The sequence below is a fragment of the Janthinobacterium kochi genome (assembly GCF_051380715.1).
Lineage (GTDB): Bacteria > Pseudomonadota > Gammaproteobacteria > Burkholderiales > Burkholderiaceae_D > Janthinobacterium.
In genome coordinates this window covers 1-26439 of the sequence record NZ_JBNYXO010000010.1, presented here as the reverse complement: position 1 = coordinate 26439, position 26439 = coordinate 1, and the positions used below count along the sequence as shown (strand labels likewise).

Genomic DNA, 26439 nt, shown 5'->3' with positions numbered 1-26439 from the left:
AATTGGCGGCCACTGTCCTGCCGCCGCCACAGTCGCGTCCATGCCAGGGGCTGGCAAGCACCGGCTTACAGGTCGCGTGCCAGTACCTGGCCGACCAAGTCCTTGCCAAAGCTGTGATGCGCCTCTTCTTCGACCAGCTCGAAGCCAGCCCTGTCGTAGATCCGGCGCGCGCCGGTGAGGATGCTGTTGGTCCACAACACCATTTTCGTGTAGCCCACCTGGCGGCTGAAGCGCAGGCATTCATCGACCAGGCGGCCGCCGATGCCCAGGCCACGCGCGCAGGGATCGACATACAGCAGGCGCAGCTTGGCCGTCGTGTCGTCCTGGCGCACGATGAAGACCGAGCCGATCACCTTGCCGTCCTTCTCGGCGATCCAGCAGCGCTCATGGGCCGGGTCAAATTCCCGCACGAACTTGGCGAGGATGTCGGCAACGAGTGCCTCGTACTCGTTGTTCCAGCCATATTCCTGCGCATACAGCATGGCTTGCCGGTGGATGATCCAGCCCATGTCGCCCGGCTGCGGATTGCGCAGGACATAAGCGGGCGATGGCTCCCCCAGCAAACCCTGGATCTGGCCCATGGCAGCGACCAGTTCCTGCTGCGCCGTTGGCGGCAAGCGTCCCAGCATGGCGGCCACTTCGCGCCGCGAGGCGTCGACCAGTGGCGCGAGCGTGCGTTGGCCCTGTTCGGTCAGCTGCAATTGCGCCGCGCGTGCATCCGTGGGCGAGCGCGTCTTGGCGATCAGCCCCTGCTTTTCGAAGCCGGAAATAACACGGCTCAGGTAGCCCGCGTTCAAGCCCAGCTCGCGGCACAGGTCCGCGCTGGTCAGTTGCTCACGATGCGCCAGTTCATACAGGATGCGCACCTCTGTCAGCGAAAAAGCGCTGTCCAGCAAGTGTTCATGCAGCACGCCAATCTGGCGCGTATAGAAACGGTTGAAACGACGCACGATCTCCGTACGTTCGCCGAGTTGATCCGCCTGCATGTGATATCTCCCATTTGCTTGCTTATAGCAGATTATTGCTTGCTTTTAGCAAGTATGTCAATCTAGCGGCAGGATGCTGGCGTGCATAAAAAAAGCGGCCCTGAAGAGGGCCGCCTTGGCTGCAACGGAAACCAAGGACGCTGGCTTACACGTCAATATTGCCGGCGCGCAACGCGTTGTTTTCAATGAACGCGCGGCGTGGTTCCACGTCGTCGCCCATCAGGGTCGTGAAGATTTGATCTGCCGCAATGGCGTCTTCGATCTGCACCTTCAGCAGGCGGCGCACGGTCGGGTCCATCGTCGTTTCCCACAGCTGGTCCGGATTCATTTCGCCCAGACCTTTGTAGCGCTGTTTCGAGACGGTGCGTTCGGCTTCGTCGCGCAGCCATTGCATGGCTTGGTGGAAGTCGACGATGGCGATTTCCTTGACGCGCTCGCCTTCGCCGCGGCGCACGTAGGCGCCTTCGCCGATCAAGCCTTCGAAGGTGGCGGCGCCGCTGCTCAGCACGGCGTAGTCCGGACCTTGCACGAAGTCGGCGTCGATGGCCGTCACTTTGATGTTGCCGTGGTGCATGCGCTCGATGCGCAGCATGTGTTTTTCCGACAAGTCGTCGGAACGCACATGCACGCGCACGGCGCTGTCGTTGATGGCCGTCTGCAGGGCCAGGGCGGAAGTTTCCGCCAGGTCCAGCGTCGACAGGTCCAGCTGCACGCCCGTCATGATGGCCGTCAGGGCAGCGCGGTCGATGACGCGCGTCAGACGCGTCATGATGGTGTTCGACAGGTTGAACTTGCGCACCAGTTCCGTCAGCGTTTCGCCGGAAATGCCTTCCGCGCCGGTGCGCGGCACCAGCACGGCCGTGTTCAGCGCCACCGTCATCATGTAGCTCGCCTCTTCGGCGTCATCTTTCAGATAGCGCTCGTCGCGGCCCGATTTCACTTTGTACAGCGGCGGTTGCGCGATGTAGATGTGGCCGCGCTCGACCAGTTGCGGCATCTGGCGGTAGAACAGGGTCAGCAGCAGGGTACGGATGTGGGCGCCGTCGACGTCCGCATCGGTCATGATGATGATGCGGTGGTAGCGCAGCTTTTCGACGTTGAATTCGTCCGGTCCGATCGAGGTGCCGAGGGTGGCGATCAGGGTGGTGATCTGCTCGGACGACAGCATTTTCTCGAAACGGGCTTTTTCCACGTTCAAGACTTTACCGCGCAGCGGCAGAATCGCCTGGAACTTGCGGTCGCGTCCCTGTTTTGCCGAGCCACCTGCCGAGTCACCCTCGACGATGTACAGTTCGCACAGGGCGGGGTCTTTTTCCTGGCAGTCGGCCAGCTTGGCCGACAGGCCCAGGCCATCCATGATGCCTTTGCGGCGCGTCAGGTCGCGGGCCTTGCGGGCCGCTTCACGGGCGCGCGCCGCTTCGACGATCTTGCCGCAAATGATCTTGGCGTCGTTCGGTTTTTCTTGCAGGTAATCAGCCAGGGTCTTGGCGACGATCTCTTCGACGGGGCCGCGCACTTCGCTCGATACCAGCTTGTCTTTCGTCTGCGACGAGAATTTCGGCTCCGGTACTTTCACCGACAAGACGCAGGTCAGGCCTTCGCGCATGTCGTCGCCGCTGATTTCCACTTTTGCCTTTTTGGCGAACTCGTGTTCATCGATGTATTTGTTGATCACGCGCGTCATGGCCGCGCGCAAGCCCGTCAGGTGGGTGCCGCCGTCGCGTTGCGGGATGTTATTCGTAAAGCACAGCACCTGTTCGTTGTAGGCATCGTTCCACTGCATCGACACGTCGACCGAGATGTTCGTGCCCTGGTCCGACAGGCGCTCGCCCGTGGCCTGGAAAATGGTCGGGTGCAAGACTGATTTGGCCTTGTTGATGTACTCGACGAAGCCGCGCGTGCCGCCTTCGAAGGCGAAGATTTCTTCCTTGCCCGTGCGCTGGTCGGACAATTTGATCTTGACGCCATTGTTCAGGAAGGACAGTTCGCGGATGCGCTTGGCCAAGATTTCGTAGTGGAATTCCACGTGCGTGAAAATCTCTTCATCTGCCCAGAAATGCACGTCGGTGCCGCGCTTGTCCGTCTCGCCGATGACCTTGATCGGCGAGGTGGCGATGTCGCCCACCATGACGATCTGGCGGTCTTGCGGCACGCCGCGCACGAATTCCATGTGATGCACTTTGCCATCGCGGCGGATGGTCAGTTTCAGCAATTTCGACAGGCCATTGACGCAGGACACGCCCACGCCATGCAAACCGCCCGATACCTTGTACGAGTTCTGGTCGAACTTGCCGCCCGCGTGCAGCTCGGTCATGACGATTTCCGCCGCCGAACGCTTCGGATCGTGCTTGTCGTCCATTTTCAGGCCGGTCGGCACCCCGCGGCCATTGTCGGTGATCGAGATCGAATTGTCGCTGTGGATGGTGACGTGGATGTCCGTGCAGTGGCCGGCCAGCGACTCATCGATGGAGTTGTCCAGCACTTCGAATACCAGGTGGTGCAAGCCGGTGCCGTCCGAGGTGTCGCCAATGTACATGCCCGGGCGTTTGCGCACGGCTTCCAGGCCTTCCAGGATCTGGATGGAGGAGGCGCCGTATTCTTCCGTTTTGGCCTGGATCGGGGTGTCTTGTGGATTCTCGGACATGGACTGCTTTCTCAAATAACGATTGCTGATTTTGGGGTCAGACCCGTCGGGTCTGACCCCAGTTTTATGCTACGACTAAGGCTTAAATGCGCATCGGCATGACAACGTACTTGAAGTCCGCATTGTCAGGGATGGAGATCAGGGCGGACGAATTCGAGTCGCCCAGCGCGATGTTGACGTATTCGCATTTCAGGTTGTTCAGCACGTCCAGCAGATACGTCACGTTGAAGCCGATGTCGACGGAGTCGCCGCCGTAGTCGATTTCCAGCTCTTCGACGGCTTCTTCCTGGTCCGCATTGGTCGAGCTGATCTTCATGCTGCCCGGGGTGATGATGCAGCGCACGCCCTTGAACTTGTCGCTGGTCATGATGGCGGCACGTTGCAGTGAGCGCAGCAGTTCATCGCGGCCGATGGTGAAGTCGTTTTTGTAGCCTTTTGGAATCACGCGCGTGTAGTCGGGGAACTTGCCTTCCACCAGCTTCGAGATCAGCTCGATGTCGGCAAAGGTCAGTTTCACCTGGTTGGCGGCGATGTCCAGCTGCACTGGCTCATCGTTCTCTTCCAGCAGGCGCTGCAGTTCGATGATGGTCTTGCGGGGAATAATCACTTCCTGGCGTGCGAACGTCTGCTCGGTGGCCACCTGGCAAAACGCCAGGCGGTGGCCGTCGGTGGCCACGGCGATGACATGATGGCCATCCAGAACCAGCAGCAAGCCGTTCAGGTAATAGCGGATGTCTTGCTGCGCCATCGAGAAATGCACCATGTTGAACAGGTGTTTCAGCGTTTTCTGCGGCAGAGTGACGGAGGCGTTGTAGCTTTCCGCCTGTTGCACGGTTGGAAACTCTTCCGCCGCCAGGGTTTGCAGGGCGAAGCGCGACTTGCCCGTTTGCACGGTCAGGCGCTTGTTCAGCAGGGTCATCGTGACGTCGCCCGATTCGGGCAGCGCGCGCAGGATGTCCAGCAACTTGCGCGCGGCCACGGTGGTGCCCGTGACGTCCGCGCCGGAACCGATTTCCGCGTGCGTGGTGATCTGCACTTCGGTGTCGGTCGACAGGAAGGAGACATTTTCACCGTCTTTGCGGATGAGGATATTGGCCAGAATCGGCATAGTGTGCCGACGCTCGACAATACCGCTCACGATCTGCAGTGGCCGGAGAAGGGTATCTCGGGTGGTTTTGACCAATTGCATATTTATCCTCAATGTATAGGTTGAACAGTACGACGTTTAACGTATTAATTTAACAATTGTTGCCATAGGGAGCCCCGACAGACCGGCTGCGGTGCCCTCCCAGATGATAAGGGTAAAGCACGTTTTGAGCCAGTCTTGCCAAGTTGTGCTGAACGCCGAACAAAACCGTAGCGAGCGGCAGTGATTTGTGGCTAAGAAGCGCAACCGTGCTAGAGCACGGTGAGCATCGCAGGCCGCAAAGCGCGTCGCGCAGCAGGTTTTGTCAGGTGTTGTTAGCCCTTCAACGTTTGCTCCAGTACATGCAATTCGTGGTTGCATTCCGGGTTCTTGGTGCGGTCCAGCGCGATCTTGCGCACGGCATGCAGCACCGTGGTGTGGTCGCGGCCGCCGAACAGCTCGCCGATTTCCGGCAGGCTCTTCTGTGTCAATTCCTTGGCCAGGTACATGGCGATCTGGCGTGGCCGGGCGATATTCGCGGGGCGGCGCTTCGAATACATGTCGGCAACCTTGATATTGAAGAAGTCGGCCACCGTTTTCTGGATGTTTTCCACGGAAATCTGGCGGTTCTGCACCGACAGCAAGTCCTTCAGGGCTTCCTTGACGATATCAATCGTGATGTCCTTGCCATGGAAACGCGAGTACGCCAGAATTTTGCGCAGCGCGCCTTCGAGCTCGCGCACGTTCGAGCGCAAGTGCTTGGCGACAAAGAAGGCCACGTCGTCCGAGAAGGTCACGCCTTCCTGCTTGGCTTTTTTCAACAGAATGGCCACGCGCATTTCCAGTTCCGGCGGTTCGATGGCCACCGTCAGGCCCGAGTCGAAGCGTGAAATCAGGCGGTCGTCCATGCCCGTGATTTCCTTCGGATAGGTATCCGAGGTGATGATGATTTGTTTCTTCGCAGCAATCAATGCCTCGAACGCATAGAAAAACTCTTCTTGCGTGCGGCTCTTGCCGCCAAAGAACTGGATATCATCGATCAGCAGCATGTCGAGCGAGTGATAGTAGTGCTTGAAATCGTCGAAACCCTTGCGCTGGTAAGCGGTCACTACGTCGCGAACGTACTGTTCTGCGTGGATGTAGCGGATCTTCGCGCCCGGATTGTCGGCCATCACCTGGTTGCCGATGGCGTGGATCAAGTGGGTTTTACCCAGGCCGACGCCGCCGTAGAAGAACAGCGGGTTATAGGACACGCCCGGATTGTTCGCTACCTGAATAGCGGCGGCGCGCGCCAACTGGTTGGCCTTACCCGTCACGAAACTGTCGAAGGTCAGGTCGGTGTTGATGCGGCTCTGCTCGCGGCGCGGCGCCGCGCCGATGCTCAGCTCAGGCACGCTCGGTTGCGGCTCCGCGGCGCGCGCGCTGGGCGCGCCGCCATTCGGATCGCTGGCCGGGGTACTGGCGGTGACGGGCTTCTTCGGCAGGGCCAGGCGCGGGTCGAGCACGAACTGCACTTCCGTGGGCGCTTCGAAGTACTGAATGGCCAGCGCAGTGATGCGGCTGGCGAACTGGGTCTTGACCCAATCGAGCTTGAAGCGATTGGGCGCAGCAATGCGCAGCTTGCCCTCTTCGTAATCGAGAGGGATAAGCGGTTTGATCCACGCACTGAATTGTTGCGGTGTCAGCTCCAGTTCCAACTGCGCGGAACAGGCCTGCCAGAAATTATCCATGTATGTCTATGTGAAAAGGTGTGGGAGGGCGTATCGATTCTGCCCTGCGTTCACCGTGTTGCAAGGCCGGCGTCGCGCGAGGGCTCGCCACACGTAACGCGCTATTCTACTCCCGACTGCCAAAGTTATCCACAGGCACGGCTGTTATTTTTCTGTGTCAGGGCGGGGCGCCGTGTGCATAAGAGTCGACTTATCCCCCGGTTATCCCGGCTCAGGCAGGGCTGGCGCGGCCTGTGGCGGGGGCTTGCCGGCGAATGGGGGGCGACACGAAAATTTCCGGGCGATCACGGCAATCCTTGACAAGAGGGGGGCATATGCTGAATAATTCAGGGTTCCCCGCCCGTATTCCGTGTTTATTCATTTGGAACGACAATATGGACTAAGCGTGGATTAACGACGCAGTACCAAATCGTAGCGAGCGGTGATGAGTTGTGGCTGAGGCGCGCAACTGTGCGAAGGCACAGTGAGCACCGGAGGCCGCAAATCGCTCCGCGTAGTAGATTTGGTGCGCGTTCAAGCGGGCGATGAGATTGGCCAGCTTGTGCCTTGGCATAAGTGCGCGATTGTCATTGGCACCAAAAACTGACGGGACGTCAGACCCGATTTTGCATTTTTTTTGTTTTTAGCGAGACCAACATGAAACGTACTTACCAACCTTCCGTCGTTCGCCGCAAGCGTACGCACGGCTTCCGCGCTCGTATGGCTACCCGTGGTGGCCGTGATGTGCTCAACGCACGTCGCGCAAAGGGCCGCAAACGTCTGGCCGTCTAGGCTTGTCGTTGACAGCTGATCGCGTGGCTAGCTGTACTCCAGTCGGCAATCAACGCGAAGGTTCACACGACTTCGCGCGCGTTCGGCGTATCGTTAAAACGGATGAATTTTCATCCGTTTTTCGTTTGCGCCCTTCGCAAAAAACAGCGCATTTTGTGCTGTACACCCGACACAATCAATTGCCGCATGCGCGGCTGGGCGTCGTTGTGGCGAAGCGTTTCGCGCCGCGCGCGGCGACCCGCAACACGATCAAGCGCGTCACGCGCGAGCTGTTTCGCAACAGCGCGATGCCGCCGGTCGACTGTGTGGTGCGTTTGTCGCGTGCCGTCAACAGCAAGGATGGCCCGGCCACCACGACCCGGCTCAAAGCCGAGCTGCGTGAAGAATTGAGCCGCCTGTTCGCGGCGCAAATCGCCGCCCAGGCCCGTTCTGTTGCTGCGCCACCACCGTCCGCGCCATGAAAACCCTGCTGCTGTTCCTGCTGCGCGCTTATCAGTTGCTGATCAGCCCCATGCTGGGACAGAATTGCCGTTTCTATCCGAGCTGTTCGCATTACGCGATGGAAGCGTTGCGCGTGCACGGCGCCGCCAAGGGCAGCCTGCTGGCTGCCAAACGCGTGTGCCGTTGCCACCCCTGGAATGAAGGGGGTGTCGACCCGGTGCCGCCGGCCGATGCTAAACAATCTTCAACGACCGCTTGCGGTTGCAACCACTCCTGACAAATACCCTAATGGATATCAATAAACGTACCATCCTGTGGATCGTGTTTTCCGTCTCGCTGGTAATTCTCTGGAACGAATGGATGATCTCGAACGGCAAGCCGTCGATGTTCTCCGCGAACACGGAACAAACCGCCAAGGCGCCTGCGACCCCTGCCAAGACGGATGCCCTGGCTGCCTCGGCTGCGGCAGGCGTGCCTGCCCTGCCGGGTGGGGCTGTCGATCCCGCCGCGTTCAAGCGCGAAGTGATTACCATCACCACCGACGTCATCAAGGTCGATATCGACACCCTGGGCGGCCAGGTCAAGCGTCTGGAATTGCTGAAATTCAAGGGCGCGGGCAATCCGGGCTGGTTTGGCGGCTGCTTCGGCCTGTTCAAGGTATGCCAGCCTGACGACGGCAAGCAAAATGAAGTGCTGTTCGACGAAGGCGCGAACCATACTTACCTGGCGCAATCGGGCCTGGTCGGCGGTCCTTTCCCTACCCACGCGAGCGGTTTCACCGTGCAGCCTGGCGTGCGTACCCTGGCCGATGGCAAGCAGATTCAACTGGTGATGGAAGCGGTCGAAGGTGGCGTCAAGCTGACCAAGACGTTTACCTTCAAGCGCGGCGACTACGTCATCGACGTGCGCCACGATGTGGCCAACGTGGGCGCAGCGCCTGTCACGCCGCAGCTGTATCTGCAATTGACGCATGACGGCAACAAGCCGGTTGGCGACTCGTTCTTCAACAGCAGCTTCACGGGTCCGACCCTGTACACGCCGCAAGACAAATACCAGAAGCTGACGTTCGAGAAAATCGAAAAAGCGGCCTTGGAAGACGAGAAGAAGGGCAACGACAACGCCATGAAGGGCTTGCACCCGGCCACGGCGAATGGCGGCTGGTTTGCGATTTCGCAACATTTCTTTGTTTCCGCCTTTGTTCCGCCTGAAAATGCCAAGCGCGACATCTTCACCAAGAAGGTCGGCCCCAACCTGTACGCCATCGGCAACGTGCTGCCATTGCCTACCCTGGCGCCAGGCGCCACGGCCAGCATGGACAGCAAACTGTACTCGGGTCCACAAATCGCGCACCTGCTGGAAAATGTCTCGCCTGGCCTGGAACTGGTCAAGGATTACGGCTGGCTGACCATCATCGCCAAGCCCATGTTCTGGGTCATGGAACAGATCCACAGCGTGCTGGGCAACTGGGGCTGGACCATCATCGCCTTCACGATCCTGATCAAGCTGGCGTTCTTCCCGCTGTCGGCCGCCGGCTACCGCAGCATGGCCAAGATGAAACTGGTCACGCCGAAGATGCAAGCCATCCGCGAACGTTTCAAAGGCGATCCGCAAAAGATGAATCAGGCCACGATGGAGCTGTACAAGACGGAAAAGATCAATCCGCTGGGCGGCTGCCTGCCGATCCTGATCCAGATGCCCGTCTTTATCGCCCTGTACTGGGTGCTGAACGCCTCCGTGGAAATCCGCGGTGCGCCATGGATCGGCTGGATCACCGACCTGGCCCAGCATGACCCATGGTGCATCCTGCCAGTGCTGTACGCGATCTCGATGTACATCACGACCAAGCTGAACCCGGCCCCGGCCGATCCGATGCAAGCGAAGATGATGCTGTTCATGCCACTGGCATTCTCGGTGATGTTCTTCTTCTTCCCGTCGGGCTTGGTACTCTACTGGGTCGTCAACAACGTCCTGTCGATCGGCCAGCAATGGGTGATTACCAAGAAATACGCGCCAGCCGTCAAGTAACTCCGGCCAGCGACCAGAAAGCCCGCCTGCGCGGGCTTTTTTTTAATCTACAATATCCCCATGAAACTCGACTCTTCCCCTATCGCCGCCATCGCCACCGCACCCGGACGCGGCGGCATCGGCGTGGTACGCGCCTCCGGCAAAAACCTCGCCCCTTTGATGACGGCTCTGTTCGGCGCGCAGCAACTGAAACCGCGCCACGCCACCTATCTGCCCTTCACGGAAAGTGACGGTGCCATCATCGACCAGGGCATCGCCATCCATTTCAAGGGCCCGCATTCGTACACGGGCGAAGACGTGCTGGAATTACAAGGCCATGGCGGCCCGATCGTGTTGCAGCTGCTGCTGGCGCGCGTGCTGGAAGCGGGCCGTGACAGCGGCTTGCGCCTGGCCGAACCGGGCGAATTCACGCGCCGCGCGTTCTTGAATGACAAGCTTGATCTGGCGCAAGCCGAAGCCGTGGCCGACCTGATCGACGCTTCCACGGAAGCGGCGGCCAAGTCCGCCTCGCAATCGCTGTCCGGCGCGTTCTCGAACACCATCCATGCGCTGGTGGAGCAGGTGACGGGCTTGCGCATGCTGGTCGAGGCGACGCTGGATTTCCCGGAAGAAGAAATCGATTTCCTGGAAAAATCGAATGCGCGCGGCCAGTTGAAAGCCGTCATCGAAGCCTTGAATAAAGTGTTTGCGCAGGCGGCGCAAGGCGCGTTGCTGCGCGAAGGCCTCAATGTCGTGCTGGCGGGCCAGCCCAACGTGGGCAAGTCATCCTTGCTGAACGCGCTGGCGGGCGCCGACGTGGCGATCGTCACGCCGATCGCCGGCACCACGCGCGACAAGGTCAGCGAAACCATCCAGATCGAGGGCATTCCGCTCAACATCATCGACACGGCCGGCATCCGCAGCGCTGGCGACACCATCGACGCCGTCGAGCGCATCGGCATCGAACGCACCTGGGGTGAAATCGGCAAGGCGGACGTGATCCTGCATCTGCTCGACGCCGACCATGGCCCCACCCTGGCCGATGAAACCATCGTCGCCGCCTTCCCCGAAGGCGTGCCGGTGGTGCGCGTGTGGAACAAGATCGACCTGTCGGGCCACAAACCCGGCGTTGACAGCTTGCCGGACGCCACGCACGTGTATCTGTCGGCGCACGAGCACATCGGCATCGATTTGCTGCGTGCCGAGCTCTTGCGCATCGCCGGCTGGCAGCAGACGGGCGAATCGCTGTACCTGGCGCGCGAACGCCATTTGATCGCGCTCAAGTCGGCCGGCAAGCATTTGAACATCGCGGCCGCGCACGCGGCGCAGGATGACCAGTCGCTGGACCTGTTCGCTGAAGAGCTGCGCCTGGCACAGGTGCAGCTGTCGAGCATTACGGGCGAGTTTTCGCCTGACGATTTGCTGGGCGTGATCTTCAGCCGTTTCTGCATCGGCAAGTAAGGAGGGTTCGATGAAGCTTGTGCTCGCTTTCGTGTTTGGTTGCCTGCCCTTGCTGGCGACGGCGGAGGAAACGTTGCCGCGCGACGTGGCGCAGTTCATTGAGCAGGCGCAAATGTGCGAGCACTTTGCCGGCGAGTGGGATGAGCACGACAAGGCGCGCCAGCGCGAGATCACGCAAGCCATCGAGCAATCGTGCGGCCAGGCGCAACGCCAGTGGAAGCGGCTGTCCGCCAAGTATGCGCGACAGCCGAAGTGGCAAAAAGTCATTGCCGAGAATGCCAATGACGCGGTGCGCAGTTTCCGGAAATAGCGGCTGCCCTGGCTTGCAGCAGCTCAGCTCTTCTTGCGCTTCGCCTGTTCTTCCCTGAATTGCTGGAACGTCTCGATATGCTCGGCGCGGCGCAGCACGCGCGAGTGCGGGTCGAGCGTGTAAGTGGCGCCAGCCGGCAGGGGCAGTTCGCCAAAGCCCAGCGACATGGAAATGGTATGGATTTCCTTGCCGATACGCACTTCCACCGGCATCGGGAAGGCGATGTCGGCTGGCGTCTTCCATAGCAGACGCAAGGTGTCGCCGTCACGCACGGCGGACAGCTCTGGCAGCGCGGCCTGGTACAGATAGGCCTGGAAGAACCAGTCGTAATTACCACCCGTGACTTTGTTGACGATGGCCATGAATTCCTTGGTGCTGCCATAGCGCGGCTGGAAGTGGCCCGGTTGCGGATGTTCCGTGCCATACACGAGCAGGCGCACGGCGCGGAAGAACGCGTCGTCGCCGATCAGGCCGCGCAAGGTGTGCAGCACCAGCGCCCCTTTCACATAAATGTCGCCGCCCGGCCCGCCCTTTTTGAGGTCGTAGACCTCTTCCTCGCTTTTCGGCTTGCCCGAGACCATGGGCGCCTTGTTGACGATGCCGGCGCGCATTTGCTGCAGCGAGGCAAAGTATTCCTGATCGCCCCGCAGGTATTGCATGTACAGCGGTTGCATATACGTGCCGAAGCCTTCGTGCAGCCACATATCGTCCCAGTTGCTGTTGGTCAGCTGGTTGCCGAACCATTCATGGGCAAATTCATGCTGCAGCAGTTCATCGTAGCCGTAGCTGGTTTTGGCGAACTTGTTGCCATAGGCATTGATGGTCTGGTGTTCCATGCCCTTGTGCGGGGTTTCGGCGATGCCGACTTTTTCGTCGCCAAACGGGTAGGGGCCGATGATGCTTTCAAAAAAATCGAGCATGGGCGGCAATTGCGCGAACAGGGCGCCCGCCTTGGCCTCGCTTTCCGGCAGATACCAGAACTGCAGGGGGATGCGGTTGCCGTAGCGGCTCGCATACTCGCCCTGCAGGCTGCGGTAGGGCGCCACGTTCAGCGCGATGCCATAGGTGCTCGGATGCTTGGCGCGCCAGTGCCAGGTGCGCCAGCCATCGGCCTCATCCATGCCCAGCGCGATGCCGTTGCCGGCCGCCACCAGCGGCGCCGGCACCTGAATGTGCTGGTCGATCAGCTGGGCCTTGCCCATCGGGTGGTCGATGCAGGGCCAGAACAGGTCGCAGCCTTCGCCTTGCACTGCGCTGGCGATCCATGGCGCGCCCTCTGCCGTGCTCGACCACACCATGCCGCCATCCCACGGCGCTTTCACGGCGACGTGCGGCACGCCGTGGTAGACGATGCGGATGGTGGTGCGCGCACCTGCCGCGAGGGTGGCCGGCAAGGTCATGCTCAGGCGTCCGTCCGGGTTGGAATAGTCTTGTGGCCGCAGCGCCTTGCCGTCGACTTCGATGGCATCGACCGGCAGGTTGCGGTCCAGGTCCAGCGCGAAGCGCGAGATCGGCTGGGTCGCCAGGAAGGTCAGGCGCGCATCGCCGGCGATGCTGCGGCTGGCCGGCTCGATGCGCAGGGTCAGGTCGGCGTGTTCGAATACCACTGCCAGTTGTTCCGGCGTGCGTTCGGCACCCGAATTGAGGGTGTAGGCGGTGGGCGCGCGCGTGGCGCAGGCGCTGAGCAGCAAGCAGGAGAGCAATAGAGGGATAGGTTTCATGGCGAACGCACAAGTGAACGGAACACTGATTGTAGTGTTAAGTGGCAACGTTGTCGTTTGGAAATTTCAAGGTGACGATGGGCCAAGCGTGGCCGCCGTTGAGAAATGTCATGGGCTGCAAACTGCGCTGACGTAATCTTGCTGAGCGGCCTTGAAGTGCCGCTAGGAAAGGAAGCGCCATGGACAGCAAACAGCCGGACATCGTGCAGGGCGAACATGGGGTACTGGCGCGGCCATTGCCCGCCATGCCGGAATTGATCGCCAGCTTGCCGCCAAAAGGCGCCTGCTGGTATTGCGACAAGCCGCTCGACGCCGTGCGCCGTTTTTGCGGCAAGAGTTGCGGCATGGCTTACGCGGAAGAGGCGCAATACCACCCTTGAGTTCGGTAATTAGCGGCGCCGCAGCAGCGCCGCGAGTGCGCCGTCAAAGTCGAACTCATGCGCAGCGGCCGCCACTTCCTGGTAGACGTGCACGCCCAGGCTGGCGGCCAGCAGGCTGGCCGAGTTTTCCAGGATGTCGATGGCCGCGCCATCGCCTTCGCGCAGATGGCTGGCCAGGCGCGCCAGCAACAGCTGGATGGCGGGAGCGGCAGGATCGGGCGCCACGTCCTGCGCCGCCGTATGGGTCGCTTCGGGCGTGCCCAGCATGCTGCTGACCGCACCGAGCAATTGATCCTGTGCCAGTTCCAGCTGCAGCATTTGCCGGGCCAGGTCGGGCGCTTGCGCACGCAGTGCCGACTCCAAGGTTGCCGCCAGGCCATGCACGTGGTGCGCACCGATCATGCCGGCGGCGCCTTTCAGGGTATGCGCCTTCAGGCGCGCGCAGGCATAGTTGCCGGTGTCGAATTCGGCGCGGATCTGGCACGGCGTGGTGCCGTGGTCATGCAGGAAGCGGCGCAGGATTTTCAGGTACAGGATGCGGTCGCCCATGATGCGGCCCAGTCCGTTCTCGACGTCGAGAATACGGACCATGTCGGATGCCGCGACGGCGGCATCATCATCGCAAGTGGCGTGTGGTTTCAGCATGCTGTGCAGAGAGCCCCAAAACTTGTCACTGTCAGTAAAGCAGGAAGTACTATTTTACATCCTGTCGTGCTCAACACCGCGCCCGCTTGCCGAGCTTAGCGCGTCGTGAATGACCAGTTATACGTGATGTCCGCGCCATTGACTTTGCCGATGAAACTCACGTCATAGGTGGTGTTCGCGCTCAAGGGCACCAGTGGAATGATGGATGCGGCCGAGACCGGCGTATGCACATCGTTGCCGCTCGTCAGCAGGCGCACCGTCAGGTCCGTGCCGGCACCGCGCTGGCGCACGCTGAACGCCGTCACGCTGACGCTCGTGCCGTAGTTGGCATGCACGCTGATCGGGTAGCCGACCACGTCCTGGTTCGGCACGGGATCGGGCGCTTCGTTATCGCTGGAAAAACTGACGGCCACCTTTTGCTGCCCGCCAAAGGGATAGGCGACGATCTGTCCCGCCGCCAGCCCGGGGCCATAGTTGCGGTTGCCGGCCATGTCGGTGGTGAAATAGGCGTAGCCGGCGCCACTGACGGCCGCACCCGCTCCACCTTCCTTGAAGAGCGGTTCGAAAATGACGAAGCGGTGATAAATGGCCGTGACCAGCTCTTCGGCCAGGTAAAAGCCGGACGTGTTGCTCGCGCCGGCGATGACTTCGCCCTGCAGCGACGTGACGATGTAGCCGGCCTTGGCCAGGCGCTCGCCCAGTTTGACGCCGGTAAAGCCGGGCTTGCCCAGTACTTGTTCGTGCGCCACCGTACTGTTGAGATTGAGATAGTTGGAATGGCCCAGGGCGGCGCTGTCGATCAAGCCATTGCGCACCAGTGGCGACAGGCCGATCTGGCTGCGCCGGTAGTTGAACCAGTTGAAGCCATCGGTGGCAATATTGTTGCTGAGGACGGGAGCGCCCGGTTCCTGTACCAGCTGCCCGGCCGGGGTCGAGGTGCTTTGCGCAGCATTGCTGCTGTCGCTGCCGCCTCCGCCACAGGCGCTCAACAAGGCTGCACTCAGCAGAGCGGGTATCCAGTGTTTCCAACGCAGTGACGAGACAATCAAGTTGACTCCTGTATCGGTAGGCAGACAGAGGTGGGGGCCGGTGTGCTGCCCTGTGAGACGATTCTAAGGCATTTTGATCTGTCGTAGAGCATCCATGAAAAGATATGTCGCGCGCTCGTGCGCGGACGGCGCCGCAGCTGCGCAGGGTAGAATGAGCATAGTGCAGCGTTTGCCGCTGCTTTGCCTCATTACCGCTACTTTGATTGCCCATAATTTGAACACATTGCCCAAGTCGCGCCTGCAGCGCGCCAAGTACGCCTTGCCCAGCATGGTGACTTTGCTGTCAATAGCCTGCGGCTTTGCCAGCATCGTCATTTCCGTCGACAACGCCGCGGTGGGCGACGCGGATGCCTATCGCCTGGCTGCGGCGCTGCTGGTGCTCGCCGGGGTGTTTGATGCGCTCGACGGCTATGTGGCCCGGCTGACGAACACCAGTTCGCAGTTCGGCGTGCAGCTCGATTCCATTGCCGACGTGATGAATTTCGGCTGTGCCCCGGCCGTTTTGTTGTACTGCTACGGCTTTGTGCAGATGGGCGTGCACGATCCGCTGCTGCTGCGCTTTGGCGGCATGGCCAGCTTCTTCTTCGTCGCGTGCGGCGCCATGCGCCTGGCGCGCTTCAATGTGAATGTCGGGCGTACCGACCCCCTGTATTTCGTCGGCATGCCGATCACGGCCGGCGCCGCTTGCGTGGCGGCCGTGGTGGTGGCCTGGCCGGCGCCCATCGATTCCATGCTGCACAGCTATCTGCTGATGCTGCTGCTCGTCGGCGTGGGCAGCCTGATGGTGTCGACCTTGCGTTTCCCCAGCTCCAAGCAAAAGAAAAGCCTGGCCGCGCTGCTGGTGCTGATCGTGGCCATCGCCCTGCTGGTGTGGCTGAAGACCAGCTTCTTCGCGCTGTTCTTCGCCGTCTACATCGCCGCCACCCTGGCGCTGAACCTGGCGTGGTACCTGGGTTGGCGCGGTATTGCGCTACCTCAAGTGTTTAACGACCCCGACGAGATCGATTGAATTCTATGCCACCTCGTGCCCGCGCGCGGCGCGCAGGATGGCGAACCAGTCGCTGCGGCTGAGCGAAAATTGCGTGCCTTCCACGGCCACGCCGACGGCCTCGATGCGGCCCGTGCCCGTCAGTGGCAGGGGGCGGCACGGCAATTGCATGATCCACGCAAACACCACGCTGGCAAACGGGCGCTGCAGCTGGTCGGCGATCTGCTTGATGACATTGCGCAAGTTCTCCACATTCGCATCGCCACCCTGGAACAGCCTGCCGCCGGCCAGCGGCGACCAGATCATCGGCGCCACCCCCACATCCTGCAAGCCGTCGAAGGTTTCGTCGAACAGGGGCGCCACGTGCAGCGGCGAGCATTCCACCTGGTTTGTTGTCAACGGGAAACGCCGGTGCAGGCACTCGAACTGGTGGCGGCTGAAATTCGATACGCCAAAGTGCAGCACCTTGCCCGCTTGTTGCAGCTGGGTAAACGCGCCGGCGATCTCGTCGAAATCCATCAGCGGATCGGGACGGTGGATCAGCAGCAAGTCCAGGCGGTCCGTGTGCAACTGGCGCAAGGTATGTTCCACGGAACTGGTGATGTGCGCCGCGCTCGTATCGTAATGCTGGATGGCGTGTCCGGGACGGTGCGGCGAGAGCAGCTTGATGCCGCATTTGCTGACCAGCTCCATCTTGTCGCGCAAGCCCGGCTGCAGGGCCAGCGCTTCGCCAAACAAGCCTTCGGCGCTGTAATCGCCATAGATATCGGCGTGGTCGAAACTCGATACGCCGAGCGCCAGGCATTGCTCGATGAAGGCCAGGCGTTGCTGCGCCGACATATTCCACTCGCCGATGCGCCACATGCCGGCGACGATGCGCGACAGTTCGGGGCCGTTGGCACTCAAACGGCTGCGCGGTGCTTGCAGGCTGGCGGGAAATACATGGCTCATGGGCTGGCTTTCTGATGGTGGCGTGAAGGGATACCCTACGATTATAGCCAGCTACGCTACAGCATGCTGTGGAGAAAGCGGCGGCGAGACAGACGAAAAAAATGCCCGCAGCATCTGCGGGCATTGTTTATGGGATACAAGAAATAATTACTTCATCCACAGGCGCATCGAATCCCACGCGCGGCCGAAGATCGTGGCCTGGTTGATGGTTTCCAATGCCACGACAGGCAGTTCCAGCAGAACCTTGTCGTCAACCATCATTTTCAGTTTGCCGACAGGCGCGTTTTCAGCCAGTGGCGCGACCAGCGGGTCCTTGCGTTCCAGCACCGGTTTCATCTTGGCAGCCATGCCTTTAGGGACGGTGACGAGCACATCGCGGGCGAAACCGATCTTCACGGTGCCTTTCGAGCCTTTCCACACTTCCGGCGTGGCCACGGCCTGGCCTTTTGAGTACAGCTTGACCGTATCGAAGTTCTGGAAGCCCCAGTTCAGCAGCTTTTGGCTTTCCTGCGTACGGGCCTGGTCCGAGGTGGTGCCCAGCACCACGGAAATCAGGCGGCGCTCGCCGGTGCCGCCTGGACGGCGTGCCGATGCGATCATGCAATAGCCGGCCGCTTCCGTGTGGCCCGTCTTCATGCCATCGACGGTCGGGTCCAGCCACAGCAGGCGGTTGCGGTTAGGCTGGGTGATCTTGTTGTAGGTAAAGCTTTTCACGGAATCGATTTTGTAGAATTCCGGATAGTCGGCGATCACCCGCTTGGCCAGCACGGACAAATCTTGTGCGGTGGAATAGTTATCGGGGCTAGGCAAGCCATGCGGATTGCCAAAACGCGTGTTTTTCAAGCCCATGCGCTGGGCTTCGCGGTTCATCAGCACGACGAAAGTACCCTCATCGCCGGCAACGGCTTCAGCCAGCGCCACGGCGGCGTCGTTACCCGATTGAATCATCAGGCCGTGCAGCAAGTCGTCGATCGACACGGGGGTGGCCGGGTCGATGAACATCTTCGAGCTGCTCGAATCGACTTTCCATGCGCGCACGGATACGTTCACTTTTTGATCCAGCGCCAGTTTCTTTTCGCGGATGGCGGCAAACGTCAGGTATGCCGTCATGATCTTGGTCAACGATGCCGGCTCGATGCGGGCGTCCGGATCTTGCGAAGCAATGATCTGGCCACTGGTGGCGTCAAGCAATAGCCAGGACTTGGCCGCGATGGTCGGGGCTGGAACGCTTTGGGCGTAGGCGGCGGAAAAGAAAAATACACTGGAGGCCAGTGCCGCTAAAAGTTTTTTCATGGAGGCTGGTCTGCGAAAAAGATGAAGGCTGAGGGCCATGTTGTTGCTGCTGACATGGCCGCGTGGAAAAAACGGATCAATTATAGCCGTGGAGGCGCTAGTAAGCCCACACTTCAATGATCATCTGCTGCGATGGCGGGTTTGTCACCATGCCAAAGGGCAATCACGAGGTTCTTGATGTGATTGAGCTTGCGGTGGAAAAAGTGGTCTGCGCCGGGGATCACGATCACGGGAATGTCTTGTGGACGGGCCCAGTCGAAGATGGCGGACAGGGGAATCGTGTCGTCCAGTTCGCCGTGGATCAAGATGGTGTCGGCGGGAATATCGGCCATGGCCCACTTGCCGGCCGCGCTGCCGATCAGCGCCAGGCGCTCGACGGGCGTGCCGGCGGCGGCCAGGCGTTCCTGCAGTTTCGATTGCACAAAGGTGCCGAACGAGAAACCGGACAAGGCCACGGGCAAGCCCGGGTACAGGCTGCGCATGTGTTCATACAGCAATTGCATGTCGTCCGTTTCACCCGCGCCATGGTCATGCACGCCTTCGGAAGCGCCCACGCCGCGAAAGTTGATGCGCGCTACCACGTAACCGAGGGCGACAAAGGCGCGCGCCAGGGTTTGCGTGACCTTGTTATCCATCGTGCCGCCGTACAGCGGGTGTGGATGGGCAACGAGGGCGATGCCGCGCGGGGTGTCTGCCGGGAAATCGAGCAAGCCTTCCATGCTGCCTGCATGGCCGGCGAGGGTAAATTTTTCCGAGTTTCTGTTCATGACGCTCATACTGGTGGCTATCTCTTAAATTGGCATTAAATCTTGAGGCGTTCGACGATTTTGCCGCCCACCAAGTGCGTATCGATGATCTCGTCGATATCGCTGGTGTCGACATAGGTGTACCAGGTCGCTTCCGGGTAGATGACCAGCAGCGGGCCTTCCTCGCAGCGGTCCATGCAGCCGGCCTGGTTGATGCGGATCTTGCCCGCGCCATTCATGTCGAGTTCCTTGATGCGGCGCTTGCAATGTTTTTGCGCCGCTTCCGCGCCATGGTCGCCGCAGCTGTTGCGGCCGTCTTCACGTTTATTCATGCAGAAAAAAACGTGGCGTTCAAAATACGGTGCGTCGCTCATACTATGCTCCTGCTGATTCATCAATGCGCCATGATAGCGCTTATGGGTGCTCTTCGCGACGCTGGCGCTGCACTTCCTCCTGCCGGTTCAGGCGGTGCGAGGGCAGGCACAGGAACCACAGGGCCATGAAGGGCCACAGCAGGGCCAGGAATTGCGCCGCGCCATTGAAGTTGAGGAACTTGCCTTGTACCCAGCCTTGCAAGGTGGACATGAAGTACGGGTTGATCGGCGTCGTATTCACCATCACTAGGCTCAGCAGCAAGGTGGCGGTCGCGATGCGGCGCTGCGCCACGTGCGGGGCGAAGGCCAGGCCGCCCAGCATGATCAGGCCGATCAAAAAGCCGCCCTGGGCGCCGGGCGTGATCCAGACGAAGGCGTTTTCGGGCGAAAACAGCAGCGCGCTGGCCATCGAACGCACGATCAGTGCGGCGGCGATCAGGGCCAGCATGAGCACGGTGCGCGGTGCAGCGCGGCGCAGCAGGCACAGCAAGGTAAGCACGGCGCCCGTCATGCCGCAAGCCGTGATGATGGTTTCTGATAGCCAATATTGCTCGACCGTCAATACCACATCGGGACGCAGATACGTGGCCAGGTCGATCTCCATGCCTGTTAGCTGCGACAGCCAGTCCGAGAGGATGGGCAGCAGCTGGCCCAGGCCGAACAGATAGCCTTGCGGATAGATTTGCGCCAGCGGCCACAAGGCCACCAGCACCAGGCCCTGGCTGGCGTGCTGGGCAAACCAGCGCTGGCGCAAACGGTACAGATTGCTATGGTCGAGCAGCTTGCGTGCCGTCAAGGCACCGATGATGGAACCGATAAAGCAGCCGGCCGCATTCGTATAAAAATCCAGATTCGACGATACGCGGCTGGGCAGATAGGTTTGCACGGCTTCCATGCTGCCGGAAATCAACATGCCGCACAGGCTGGCGACAATGACGGCAAAGAAACCCGTGATGCGTGGAAACAGCGAATACACGATCAATGCGCCCAGCGGGATATAGCCGACGACGTTGATGCCCACGTCAAATCCCGTCCAGTAGCGGGGCATGCGCGTGTTTTCCAGGAAAGTGAGCGGTGACAAGCCATTGCTGTGCCAGCCCGTGAACGGGAACCAGCTGGCGTACACGATCAGGAAGACGTAGGCGAGCAGGGTCGCGCGCGACACGGGCGACGAGCGTACGGGCGGCAGTGGCGCTGGCGGGCTGGCAGGGGCTGCGGAGGCGGTCATTCTGTGACGGTCATTCTTTCGGGATGGTCAGCGTGCCCAGCCAGACCAGCAGGTCGGTGGCGATGGCATCCGATGCCGCCGCCAGCGCCTGCGCGCCGCCTTGCGCGTCGGCGCTGCCGGCCGGTCCGCTGCGGCTGAAGGTTTTCTGGTCGATCAGGCGGTGGCCGCGGAACAGCGAGGCGCGCAGTGAGACGTGGCCGCTGCTGTGCGTTTGCGTATCGAAGTTTTGCGAAAAATCATCGACGTCGATGCGTAGCAGGGGCATGCCGGCGGCCGCGTCCGTGGTCGACAGCACTTTCACGCCGCTTTGCGCCACGCGGGTTTTCAGGCGCTGGCTCAACAGTTGCAGCGGCGGCGTATTCCAGCGGTTGTAGGCGTACGGCCGCGATTGCTGTGCATCGGCGTACAGCAAGCGGTAATACATGCGCTGACTGTCCAGCCAGGAGGGGCCGTTGGCGTCGGCGATCACCAGCACTGGCAAGGGCGGCGAGCTTGCCGGCACGGTCGCCATCGGCGCCACCGGCCCGAAATCATAAAATGTTGGGACGGGGCCGCGGCTGGCGCAACCGCCCAGCAGGAATGCGGCGGCCAGGATGAGTGCGCTGAGATTGCGTGGAATAGGCATGCGGTGTTCTCCTTATTTGCCCGGTGCCGAAAAACCGGGCTCGCCCGGACCGGGCGGGATGTCTGGGGCGCCGAACAAGATGCTCTGCGGCTGTTCATTGAGCGTGCTCATGGTGGTTTTCAGGGCGCGCATCGAGGAACGCGCCTCGCCGCTCAGCTCGATGACCTGCGGCAGCACTTCCAGCGACACTCCATTGGCCACCGTTTCCACCGAATTGCCGACCCGGTCGACCGTGCCATTGACCTTGTCGAGCACACCGCCGGGCGCCTGGATGTCGTTGCCCAGCTTTTTCCACGTTGCCGTCAGGTCCGACACGTTCTTGCTGGCCGTGCTGACGGCCGTCAAGGTTTGGCGCGTTTGTTCCGTCAGTTGCGGCAATTGCGTCAAGGTCGGCTCCAGTTGCTGCGGAATGGCGCCAAAGGCCTTGGCCGCCTTGCCCACTTCATTGAAGGCGCCCAGCATGGCGGCCTGGTTGTCGGGGCTGAGCAGGTTGTTGACCTTGTTGGTGATCTGCTCGGCCTGGTCGAGGATGCGCTTGCCGCGCTTTTCCAGTTGGTCGAGCAAGCCTGCGCGCAGGGGAATCAGCGAAGGCTTGTCCTTGCTGGTTCCCAATAATTTGGAACCCACCTGCTCGTCGTCGAGCTGGATGTAGGCGATGCCCGTCACGCCCTGGTAGCCGAGGGTGGCAAAGGTGGTGTCGGTGACGGGGGTATCGGGCGCGACGCTGATGTGCACGAGGATTTGCCCCGCCTTTTGCGTGTCGAAATCGATGGTGTCAACCTTGCCCACCTCCAGGCCCCGGTAGCGCACGGTGGCCTGCGGGTTCAGGCCCGGCACGGACAGGGTGGTGGCCAGCAAATACGGGACGCGCTCCACGCGGTCGCGGTTGAACCAGACGCCGAACAGAATAGCGGCCACCAGTAAGGTGAGTGTAAAAAATCCCGTCATCAGGGCATGTGATCTGTTTTCCATTACTTCTCCGCTTTCTTGTCTGTGCCGGCGTCGTCGCCTGGCTGCGCCGACTTGCCCGCCGCCGCCTGTTTTTCATCGAGGACGGCCAGCGCGCGCTTGCCGCGGTCACCGAGGAAAAATTGCTTGATGAACGGGTGGTCGACTTCGATCACCTCGCGCGTGGGGCCGATGGCGATCACGTGTTTTTCCGCCAGCACGGCGATGCGCGTGGACAGGGCGAACAAAGTGTCGAGGTCATGCGTGACCATCACCACCGTCAAGCCCAGTTCGCGGTGCAGCGACTGGATCAAAGAAACAAAGCTTTCCGACAGGTCCGGGTCCAGGCCCGCCGTCGGTTCGTCGAGGAACAGCAGCTTCGGTTCCAGCGCCAGGGCACGCGCCAGGGCCACGCGCTTGATCATGCCGCCCGACAAGTCCGATGGCATTTTCAGCGCATGTTCCGGGCCCAGGCCCACCATATTCATCTTTAATAGTACCGCGTCGTGTATCAGCGCTTCGGGCAGCACGCGCAATTCGCGCATCGGCTGGGCCACATTGTCGAACACGGTCAGGGCCGAATACAGCGCGCCTTGCTGGAACAGCATGCCCCAGTGGTTGCGCAACTGTTGTAACTGGTCCGAACTTGCCTGGTTGATATCTTCGCCAAAGACTTTGACGCAGCCGCGCGCCGGATGTTCCAGGCCCAGCATCTGGCGCAGCAGCACCGTTTTGCCGGTGCCGGAACCGCCCACGATGGAGAGAATTTCGCCCCGTTCGATTTCCAGGTTCAAGTCCTGGTGCACGACGGTGCGGCCGAACTTGGTCCACAGATTGGTGATTTCCACCACGGGCGCGCTGCCATGCAGGTTGAACTGGCCTTCCTTGCCCCCGCTCTCCTTGCAGGCGATATTGGTGTCGTCCATCAGTAGCCCACTCCATTGAAGACGATGGCAAACACGGCGTCAGCCAGGATCACCACGGTGATGGCCGTGACGACGGCAGTGGTGGTGCCGTGCCCCAGGCTTTCCGTATTGGCCTTGATGCGCAGGCCGAAGTGGCACGAGACGAGGGCGATCAGCATGCCGAAGACGACGCCCTTCCCCAGGCCGATCATGTAGTTGGCCAGCGGCACGGCGTCCGGCAGCTTCTGGATGAAGTAGCGCGCCGATAAGTTCAATTCCACCTTGGCCGCCACCATGCCGCCGATCAGCGCGGCCGTATCCGTCCAGATGACGAGCAGGGGCATGGAAATGGCCAGAGCCAGCACTTTCGGCATGATCAGGCGGAAGCCGTGCGAAATGCCCATCACCAGCATGGCATCGAGCTCTTCCGTGACGCGCATGACGCCCAGCTGTGCCGTGATGGACGAGCCCGAGCGGCCAGCCACGAGGATGGCCGCCAATAAAGGCCCCAGTTCGCGGATGACGCTCATGCCCAGCAGGTTGACCAGATAAATGTCACCGCCAAAGGCGCGCAGTTGCTGTGCCGACAGGTAGGACAGCACTACACCGATCAGAAAGCCGACCAGGGCCGTGATGCCCAGCGCCTGAAAGCCCGCATGGAAAATATTGGCGGAAATTTCACGCCAGGGTCCGCGCATGGGATGGCGCGCAAAGCGGCCGATATCCTGCGTCACCTGGCCCACGAGGGCAATAAACCCCTTCAAATGTTCGAAAAACAGCAAAATGGCCATGCCCAGTTTCATTACGGGCGTGAGGCGGTTGGCGCGCGAAGGTGGCGTTGCCAAAGGGCCCGTTTCTTCGATGCGCCGGAAAAACTCTTCCTGCGATGGCGCCAGGGTCAGCTGCGCCGGGCGCTGCTTGCCCCAGGCATTCCAGAACAGCTGGGCGCCGATATGGTCCATGCTGTCGATGGCCGACAGGTCCCACTGCACCTTCTTGTCGCCCTGCAAGGGCTTGAGCTGGGCGTCGATGGCCTTGATGGCATTGTCATGCGCGAGAGCGTGCACCTGCCAGGTGCCGCTGGCAGTGACAAGGGCTCCCTGTTGGGAGCTGGTCTGGGAGAGGGTCAGTTTCGGCGATTGTACAGTCGGCATCGTGCCAGTTTAAGGGAGAATGGCGCAGACCGCCACCGCTGTTCAATCGCCGGCCACTCAGGACGCCAGGTGGCGCGCCTGCCGCTGCGGCAGGGCCACGTCCGGGCGCACCTTGGCGTTGCTAGTACTCACTTCGCTTGGCTTGGCGTGCGCGGCCGCCTGCGCGCCGCCCGCGTAGTCGCTGGCCACGAGGGCATTGGCTTCGAGCGCACTCATGCCGCGCGTCTGCAGCCATTGCGCCACCAGCTTGGCCAGGCGTTCCATGGCGATGCGGTGGGTGGCGTCCGTATGGGCGTACAGCCAGTTCGAAAAGTCCATGAAGTTTTCAAACGGCGCATCACCGAGCATCCATTGCACCGTATTGGCAAAGCGGCCCGAGTTGGCCACCAGGTCCCAGTAGCGGGCGAAGCGCACGAGGCGCTGCATGCTCATGAAATCGAGCTGCTTGTTGGCCAGGATGGTGTAGGGCGGGTGCGGGTCGAACACCATGCCATAATTTTCCGTATGGCGGATGATGGGCGTGCCACGCAGCCGCTTTAATATACCGAACTGGATTTCATGCGGTTTCAATGCCACCAGCTTGTTGAAGCCGGCCGCAAAGCTCGCTTCATCCTCGCCCGGCAAGCCGGCGATCAAGTCCACGTGCAGGTGGGCGTTCGATTCCTCGCACAGCCAGCGGATATTGTCGGCCGCCTTTTGATTGTCCTGCTTGCGGCTGACCAGCGATTGCACGTCCGGATTGAAACTCTGGATGCCGATCTCGAACTGCAGCGCGCCGGGCGGGAATTTGCTGATGCCTTCTTTCAAGGCGTCAGGCAAGTGGTCGGGCACCAGTTCGAAGTGGGCATAGATCGGGTCGTCCGGGTTGGCTTCGATCTTGTCCAGAAAGAACTGCATGATCTTCAAGCTGGTCTTGATGTTCAGATTGAAGGTGCGGTCGACGAACTTGAACAGGCGCGCGCCGCGCGCATGCAAGGATTCCATCTCGGCCAGGAAGTTGTCCAGGGCGAAGGGCCAGGCCGTCTTGTCCAGCGCCGACAGGCAGAATTCGCACTTGAACGGGCAGCCGCGCGACGCTTCCACGTAAATCGTGCGGTGGCGGATATCGTCGTCTGTATACAAGGAGTAGGGCAGTTGCAGTTCCGCCAGCGGGGCTTGCACGCCCGCGTGGATCTTCATCAGCGGCTTCGGCCCGTTGAGGATCTCGCCGCACAGTTTAGGGAAGGTGACGTCGCCCCAGCCCGTGATCAGGTAATCGGCCAGCTTGACGATCTCTTGCTCGCCCGCCTCATGCGACACTTCCGGCCCGCCCAGCACGATGATGACGTCGGGCGCCACGCGCTTGAGCATGGCCACCAGTTTCGTGGTTTCCTCGACGTTCCATATATACACGCCAAAACCGATGATGCGCGGTTTGTTCGTCAGGATGCGCTCGACCAGTTCTGTTGTCTTGGTACCGATGACGAATTCCTGCAGCCGTGTCTGCGCCTGCAGCGGGCCCATATTGGCCAGCAAATAGCGCAATCCCAGCGAAGCGTGGGTGTAGCGGGCGTTCAGGGTGGAGAGCAGGATGGTCATGACAGGTGCGGATCGAGGGAAAGCAGCCATTTTACGCTGCACACGATGATTTCTCCGGATAAAGCTTGCTTCCTGGCTTGGAGTTGGCTATAGTTCGCCTCCCCAATGAGACGCAGTCACTGCGGCAGTTGAGGATCACCGGAAACGGTGATGTAGTAAAAAAGAAGGAGTTGACGGACGTAGCGAAATGCTTCATACTCTTCCTTCTTCGCAGCTGACAAACACAACGCTTTGTCGATAGCGCGAGAGTAGTAAATAAGCAGCACCGAATACCGTTCTTTAACAATTAACAGTCGATAAGTGTGGGCATTTGATGTAAGTGCAGCGTCAATCTTCGGATGGGCGTCTAACTTAAAATATCAAATGTTCACAAGAAATAAT

At 60.7% G+C, this 26439-nt stretch carries 25 protein-coding genes; 8 read left to right on the top strand and 17 right to left on the bottom strand.

The window, feature by feature from the left end; translation table 11 throughout:
• Positions 1 to 65: 65 nt before the first annotated feature.
• The 4 genes from ACQ4WL_RS20030 to dnaA form a co-directional block, all read right to left on the bottom strand.
• On the bottom strand, positions 66 to 986 hold the full coding sequence (locus ACQ4WL_RS20030; RefSeq protein ID WP_436511314.1) for a bifunctional helix-turn-helix transcriptional regulator/GNAT family N-acetyltransferase: 921 nt from the start codon (positions 984 to 986) through the stop codon (positions 66 to 68).
• A gap of 145 nt (positions 987 to 1131) precedes the next feature.
• A complete protein-coding gene (gene gyrB, locus ACQ4WL_RS20025; RefSeq protein WP_436511313.1) occupies positions 1132 to 3630 on the bottom strand; it encodes a DNA topoisomerase (ATP-hydrolyzing) subunit B in 2499 nt (832 codons plus the stop codon).
• Between the two features lie 82 nt (positions 3631 to 3712).
• On the bottom strand, positions 3713 to 4819 hold the full coding sequence (dnaN, locus tag ACQ4WL_RS20020; RefSeq protein WP_436511312.1) for a DNA polymerase III subunit beta: 1107 nt from the start codon (positions 4817 to 4819) through the stop codon (positions 3713 to 3715).
• Between the two features lie 272 nt (positions 4820 to 5091).
• A complete protein-coding gene (gene dnaA / locus ACQ4WL_RS20015) occupies positions 5092 to 6486 on the bottom strand; it encodes a chromosomal replication initiator protein DnaA (RefSeq protein WP_034781304.1) in 1395 nt (464 codons plus the stop codon).
• A 636-nt stretch (positions 6487 to 7122) separates the two neighbouring features.
• Between dnaA and rpmH the strand changes: the two genes are divergently transcribed.
• From rpmH to ACQ4WL_RS19985, 6 genes are read left to right on the top strand one after another with little or no spacing between them, the layout of a single operon-like run.
• Positions 7123 to 7257, top strand: coding sequence for a 50S ribosomal protein L34 (gene rpmH / locus ACQ4WL_RS20010; protein ID WP_010401996.1), 135 nt, complete (start codon positions 7123 to 7125; stop codon positions 7255 to 7257).
• 23 nt (positions 7258 to 7280) lie between these two features.
• The gene (gene rnpA, locus ACQ4WL_RS20005; protein WP_071653349.1) at positions 7281 to 7718 is read left to right on the top strand and encodes a ribonuclease P protein component; all 438 of its coding nucleotides are present in this window, start codon (positions 7281 to 7283) and stop codon (positions 7716 to 7718) included.
• On the top strand, positions 7715 to 7975 hold the full coding sequence (gene yidD, locus ACQ4WL_RS20000; RefSeq protein WP_102123285.1) for a membrane protein insertion efficiency factor YidD: 261 nt from the start codon (positions 7715 to 7717) through the stop codon (positions 7973 to 7975). Before rnpA ends, yidD begins: the two co-directional genes overlap by 4 nt.
• 11 nt (positions 7976 to 7986) lie before the next feature.
• Positions 7987 to 9723, top strand: a complete 1737-nt coding sequence (gene yidC / locus ACQ4WL_RS19995) for a membrane protein insertase YidC (RefSeq protein ID WP_436511311.1) — start codon at positions 7987 to 7989, stop codon at positions 9721 to 9723.
• Positions 9724 to 9783: 60 nt separating this feature from the next.
• Complete coding sequence (mnmE, locus tag ACQ4WL_RS19990) at positions 9784 to 11163, top strand: tRNA uridine-5-carboxymethylaminomethyl(34) synthesis GTPase MnmE (protein ID WP_436511310.1); 1380 nt, start codon at positions 9784 to 9786, stop codon at positions 11161 to 11163.
• A gap of 10 nt (positions 11164 to 11173) precedes the next feature.
• Positions 11174 to 11473: a hypothetical protein gene (locus tag ACQ4WL_RS19985; RefSeq protein WP_436511309.1), complete on the top strand. Its 300-nt coding sequence runs from the start codon at positions 11174 to 11176 to the stop codon at positions 11471 to 11473.
• A 23-nt stretch (positions 11474 to 11496) separates the two neighbouring features.
• On the opposite strand, the gene ACQ4WL_RS19980 is transcribed toward ACQ4WL_RS19985, so the two are convergent.
• Positions 11497 to 13194: a M1 family metallopeptidase gene (locus ACQ4WL_RS19980; protein ID WP_436511308.1), complete on the bottom strand. Its 1698-nt coding sequence runs from the start codon at positions 13192 to 13194 to the stop codon at positions 11497 to 11499.
• Positions 13195 to 13373: 179 nt separating this feature from the next.
• Here ACQ4WL_RS19980 and ACQ4WL_RS19975 point away from each other — a divergent pair, with 179 nt between their 5' ends.
• A complete protein-coding gene (locus ACQ4WL_RS19975; protein ID WP_436511307.1) occupies positions 13374 to 13574 on the top strand; it encodes a hypothetical protein in 201 nt (66 codons plus the stop codon).
• Positions 13575 to 13583: 9 nt separating this feature from the next.
• On the opposite strand, the gene ACQ4WL_RS19970 is transcribed toward ACQ4WL_RS19975, so the two are convergent.
• Positions 13584 to 14219: an Hpt domain-containing protein gene (locus tag ACQ4WL_RS19970; protein WP_436511306.1), complete on the bottom strand. Its 636-nt coding sequence runs from the start codon at positions 14217 to 14219 to the stop codon at positions 13584 to 13586.
• 95 nt (positions 14220 to 14314) lie between these two features.
• Entirely contained in the window at positions 14315 to 15268 is a 954-nt protein-coding gene (locus ACQ4WL_RS19965; RefSeq protein ID WP_436511305.1) for a CAP domain-containing protein, read from the bottom strand.
• Positions 15269 to 15506: 238 nt separating this feature from the next.
• Between ACQ4WL_RS19965 and pssA the strand changes: the two genes are divergently transcribed.
• Entirely contained in the window at positions 15507 to 16277 is a 771-nt protein-coding gene (gene pssA, locus ACQ4WL_RS19960; RefSeq protein ID WP_046683308.1) for a CDP-diacylglycerol--serine O-phosphatidyltransferase, read from the top strand.
• Positions 16278 to 16280: 3 nt separating this feature from the next.
• Here pssA and ACQ4WL_RS19955 read toward each other — a convergent pair whose 3' ends face one another.
• The 10 genes from ACQ4WL_RS19955 to ACQ4WL_RS19910 all read right to left on the bottom strand — a co-directional run bounded on the left by ACQ4WL_RS19955 (position 16281) and on the right by ACQ4WL_RS19910 (position 26058).
• Entirely contained in the window at positions 16281 to 17207 is a 927-nt protein-coding gene (locus tag ACQ4WL_RS19955) for an aldo/keto reductase (RefSeq protein WP_436511304.1), read from the bottom strand.
• Between the two features lie 147 nt (positions 17208 to 17354).
• A complete protein-coding gene (locus ACQ4WL_RS19950; protein ID WP_436511303.1) occupies positions 17355 to 18500 on the bottom strand; it encodes a D-alanyl-D-alanine carboxypeptidase family protein in 1146 nt (381 codons plus the stop codon).
• Between the two features lie 113 nt (positions 18501 to 18613).
• Positions 18614 to 19267 carry an alpha/beta hydrolase gene (locus ACQ4WL_RS19945; protein WP_436511302.1) on the bottom strand — a complete coding sequence of 218 codons (654 nt, stop codon included), beginning with the start codon at positions 19265 to 19267 and terminating at the stop codon, positions 18614 to 18616.
• Between the two features lie 35 nt (positions 19268 to 19302).
• The gene (locus ACQ4WL_RS19940) at positions 19303 to 19620 is read right to left on the bottom strand and encodes a (2Fe-2S) ferredoxin domain-containing protein (RefSeq protein ID WP_034781335.1); all 318 of its coding nucleotides are present in this window, start codon (positions 19618 to 19620) and stop codon (positions 19303 to 19305) included.
• Between the two features lie 40 nt (positions 19621 to 19660).
• The gene (locus ACQ4WL_RS19935) at positions 19661 to 20848 is read right to left on the bottom strand and encodes a VanZ family protein (RefSeq protein WP_436511301.1); all 1188 of its coding nucleotides are present in this window, start codon (positions 20846 to 20848) and stop codon (positions 19661 to 19663) included.
• A 10-nt stretch (positions 20849 to 20858) separates the two neighbouring features.
• Positions 20859 to 21473, bottom strand: coding sequence for an ABC-type transport auxiliary lipoprotein family protein (locus tag ACQ4WL_RS19930; protein WP_436511300.1), 615 nt, complete (start codon positions 21471 to 21473; stop codon positions 20859 to 20861).
• A gap of 12 nt (positions 21474 to 21485) precedes the next feature.
• Positions 21486 to 22445 carry an MlaD family protein gene (locus ACQ4WL_RS19925; protein ID WP_436511299.1) on the bottom strand — a complete coding sequence of 320 codons (960 nt, stop codon included), beginning with the start codon at positions 22443 to 22445 and terminating at the stop codon, positions 21486 to 21488.
• The gene (locus ACQ4WL_RS19920) at positions 22445 to 23347 is read right to left on the bottom strand and encodes an ABC transporter ATP-binding protein (protein ID WP_436511298.1); all 903 of its coding nucleotides are present in this window, start codon (positions 23345 to 23347) and stop codon (positions 22445 to 22447) included. The genes ACQ4WL_RS19925 and ACQ4WL_RS19920 overlap by 1 nt, the downstream gene beginning before the upstream one ends.
• Complete coding sequence (locus tag ACQ4WL_RS19915) at positions 23347 to 24480, bottom strand: MlaE family ABC transporter permease (protein WP_436511297.1); 1134 nt, start codon at positions 24478 to 24480, stop codon at positions 23347 to 23349. Before ACQ4WL_RS19915 ends, ACQ4WL_RS19920 begins: the two co-directional genes overlap by 1 nt.
• Positions 24481 to 24537: 57 nt before the next feature.
• The gene (locus tag ACQ4WL_RS19910) at positions 24538 to 26058 is read right to left on the bottom strand and encodes a B12-binding domain-containing radical SAM protein (RefSeq protein WP_436511296.1); all 1521 of its coding nucleotides are present in this window, start codon (positions 26056 to 26058) and stop codon (positions 24538 to 24540) included.
• Positions 26059 to 26439 lie beyond the last annotated feature (381 nt).

Bases quoted from the DNA above. Each gene is read 5' to 3' on its own strand.
- ACQ4WL_RS20030 (WP_436511314.1), bottom strand. From the start codon at position 986: ATGCAGGCGGATCAACTCGGCGAACGTACGGAGATCGTGCGTCGTTTC.
- gyrB (WP_436511313.1), bottom strand. From the start codon at position 3,630: ATGTCCGAGAATCCACAAGACACCCCGATCCAGGCCAAAACGGAAGAA.
- dnaN (WP_436511312.1), bottom strand. From the start codon at position 4,819: ATGCAATTGGTCAAAACCACCCGAGATACCCTTCTCCGGCCACTGCAG.
- dnaA (WP_034781304.1), bottom strand. From the start codon at position 6,486: ATGGATAATTTCTGGCAGGCCTGTTCCGCGCAGTTGGAACTGGAGCTG.
- rpmH (WP_010401996.1), top strand. From the start codon at position 7,123: ATGAAACGTACTTACCAACCTTCCGTCGTTCGCCGCAAGCGTACGCAC.
- yidD (WP_102123285.1), top strand. From the start codon at position 7,715: ATGAAAACCCTGCTGCTGTTCCTGCTGCGCGCTTATCAGTTGCTGATC.
- yidC (WP_436511311.1), top strand. From the start codon at position 7,987: ATGGATATCAATAAACGTACCATCCTGTGGATCGTGTTTTCCGTCTCG.
- mnmE (WP_436511310.1), top strand. From the start codon at position 9,784: ATGAAACTCGACTCTTCCCCTATCGCCGCCATCGCCACCGCACCCGGA.
- ACQ4WL_RS19985 (WP_436511309.1), top strand. From the start codon at position 11,174: ATGAAGCTTGTGCTCGCTTTCGTGTTTGGTTGCCTGCCCTTGCTGGCG.
- ACQ4WL_RS19980 (WP_436511308.1), bottom strand. From the start codon at position 13,194: ATGAAACCTATCCCTCTATTGCTCTCCTGCTTGCTGCTCAGCGCCTGC.
- ACQ4WL_RS19975 (WP_436511307.1), top strand. From the start codon at position 13,374: ATGGACAGCAAACAGCCGGACATCGTGCAGGGCGAACATGGGGTACTG.
- ACQ4WL_RS19970 (WP_436511306.1), bottom strand. From the start codon at position 14,219: ATGCTGAAACCACACGCCACTTGCGATGATGATGCCGCCGTCGCGGCA.
- ACQ4WL_RS19955 (WP_436511304.1), bottom strand. From the start codon at position 17,207: ATGAGCCATGTATTTCCCGCCAGCCTGCAAGCACCGCGCAGCCGTTTG.
- ACQ4WL_RS19950 (WP_436511303.1), bottom strand. From the start codon at position 18,500: ATGAAAAAACTTTTAGCGGCACTGGCCTCCAGTGTATTTTTCTTTTCC.
- ACQ4WL_RS19945 (WP_436511302.1), bottom strand. From the start codon at position 19,267: ATGAACAGAAACTCGGAAAAATTTACCCTCGCCGGCCATGCAGGCAGC.
- ACQ4WL_RS19940 (WP_034781335.1), bottom strand. From the start codon at position 19,620: ATGAGCGACGCACCGTATTTTGAACGCCACGTTTTTTTCTGCATGAAT.
- ACQ4WL_RS19935 (WP_436511301.1), bottom strand. From the start codon at position 20,848: ATGACCGCCTCCGCAGCCCCTGCCAGCCCGCCAGCGCCACTGCCGCCC.
- ACQ4WL_RS19930 (WP_436511300.1), bottom strand. From the start codon at position 21,473: ATGCCTATTCCACGCAATCTCAGCGCACTCATCCTGGCCGCCGCATTC.
- ACQ4WL_RS19925 (WP_436511299.1), bottom strand. From the start codon at position 22,445: ATGGAAAACAGATCACATGCCCTGATGACGGGATTTTTTACACTCACC.
- ACQ4WL_RS19920 (WP_436511298.1), bottom strand. From the start codon at position 23,347: ATGGACGACACCAATATCGCCTGCAAGGAGAGCGGGGGCAAGGAAGGC.
- ACQ4WL_RS19915 (WP_436511297.1), bottom strand. From the start codon at position 24,480: ATGCCGACTGTACAATCGCCGAAACTGACCCTCTCCCAGACCAGCTCC.
- ACQ4WL_RS19910 (WP_436511296.1), bottom strand. From the start codon at position 26,058: ATGACCATCCTGCTCTCCACCCTGAACGCCCGCTACACCCACGCTTCG.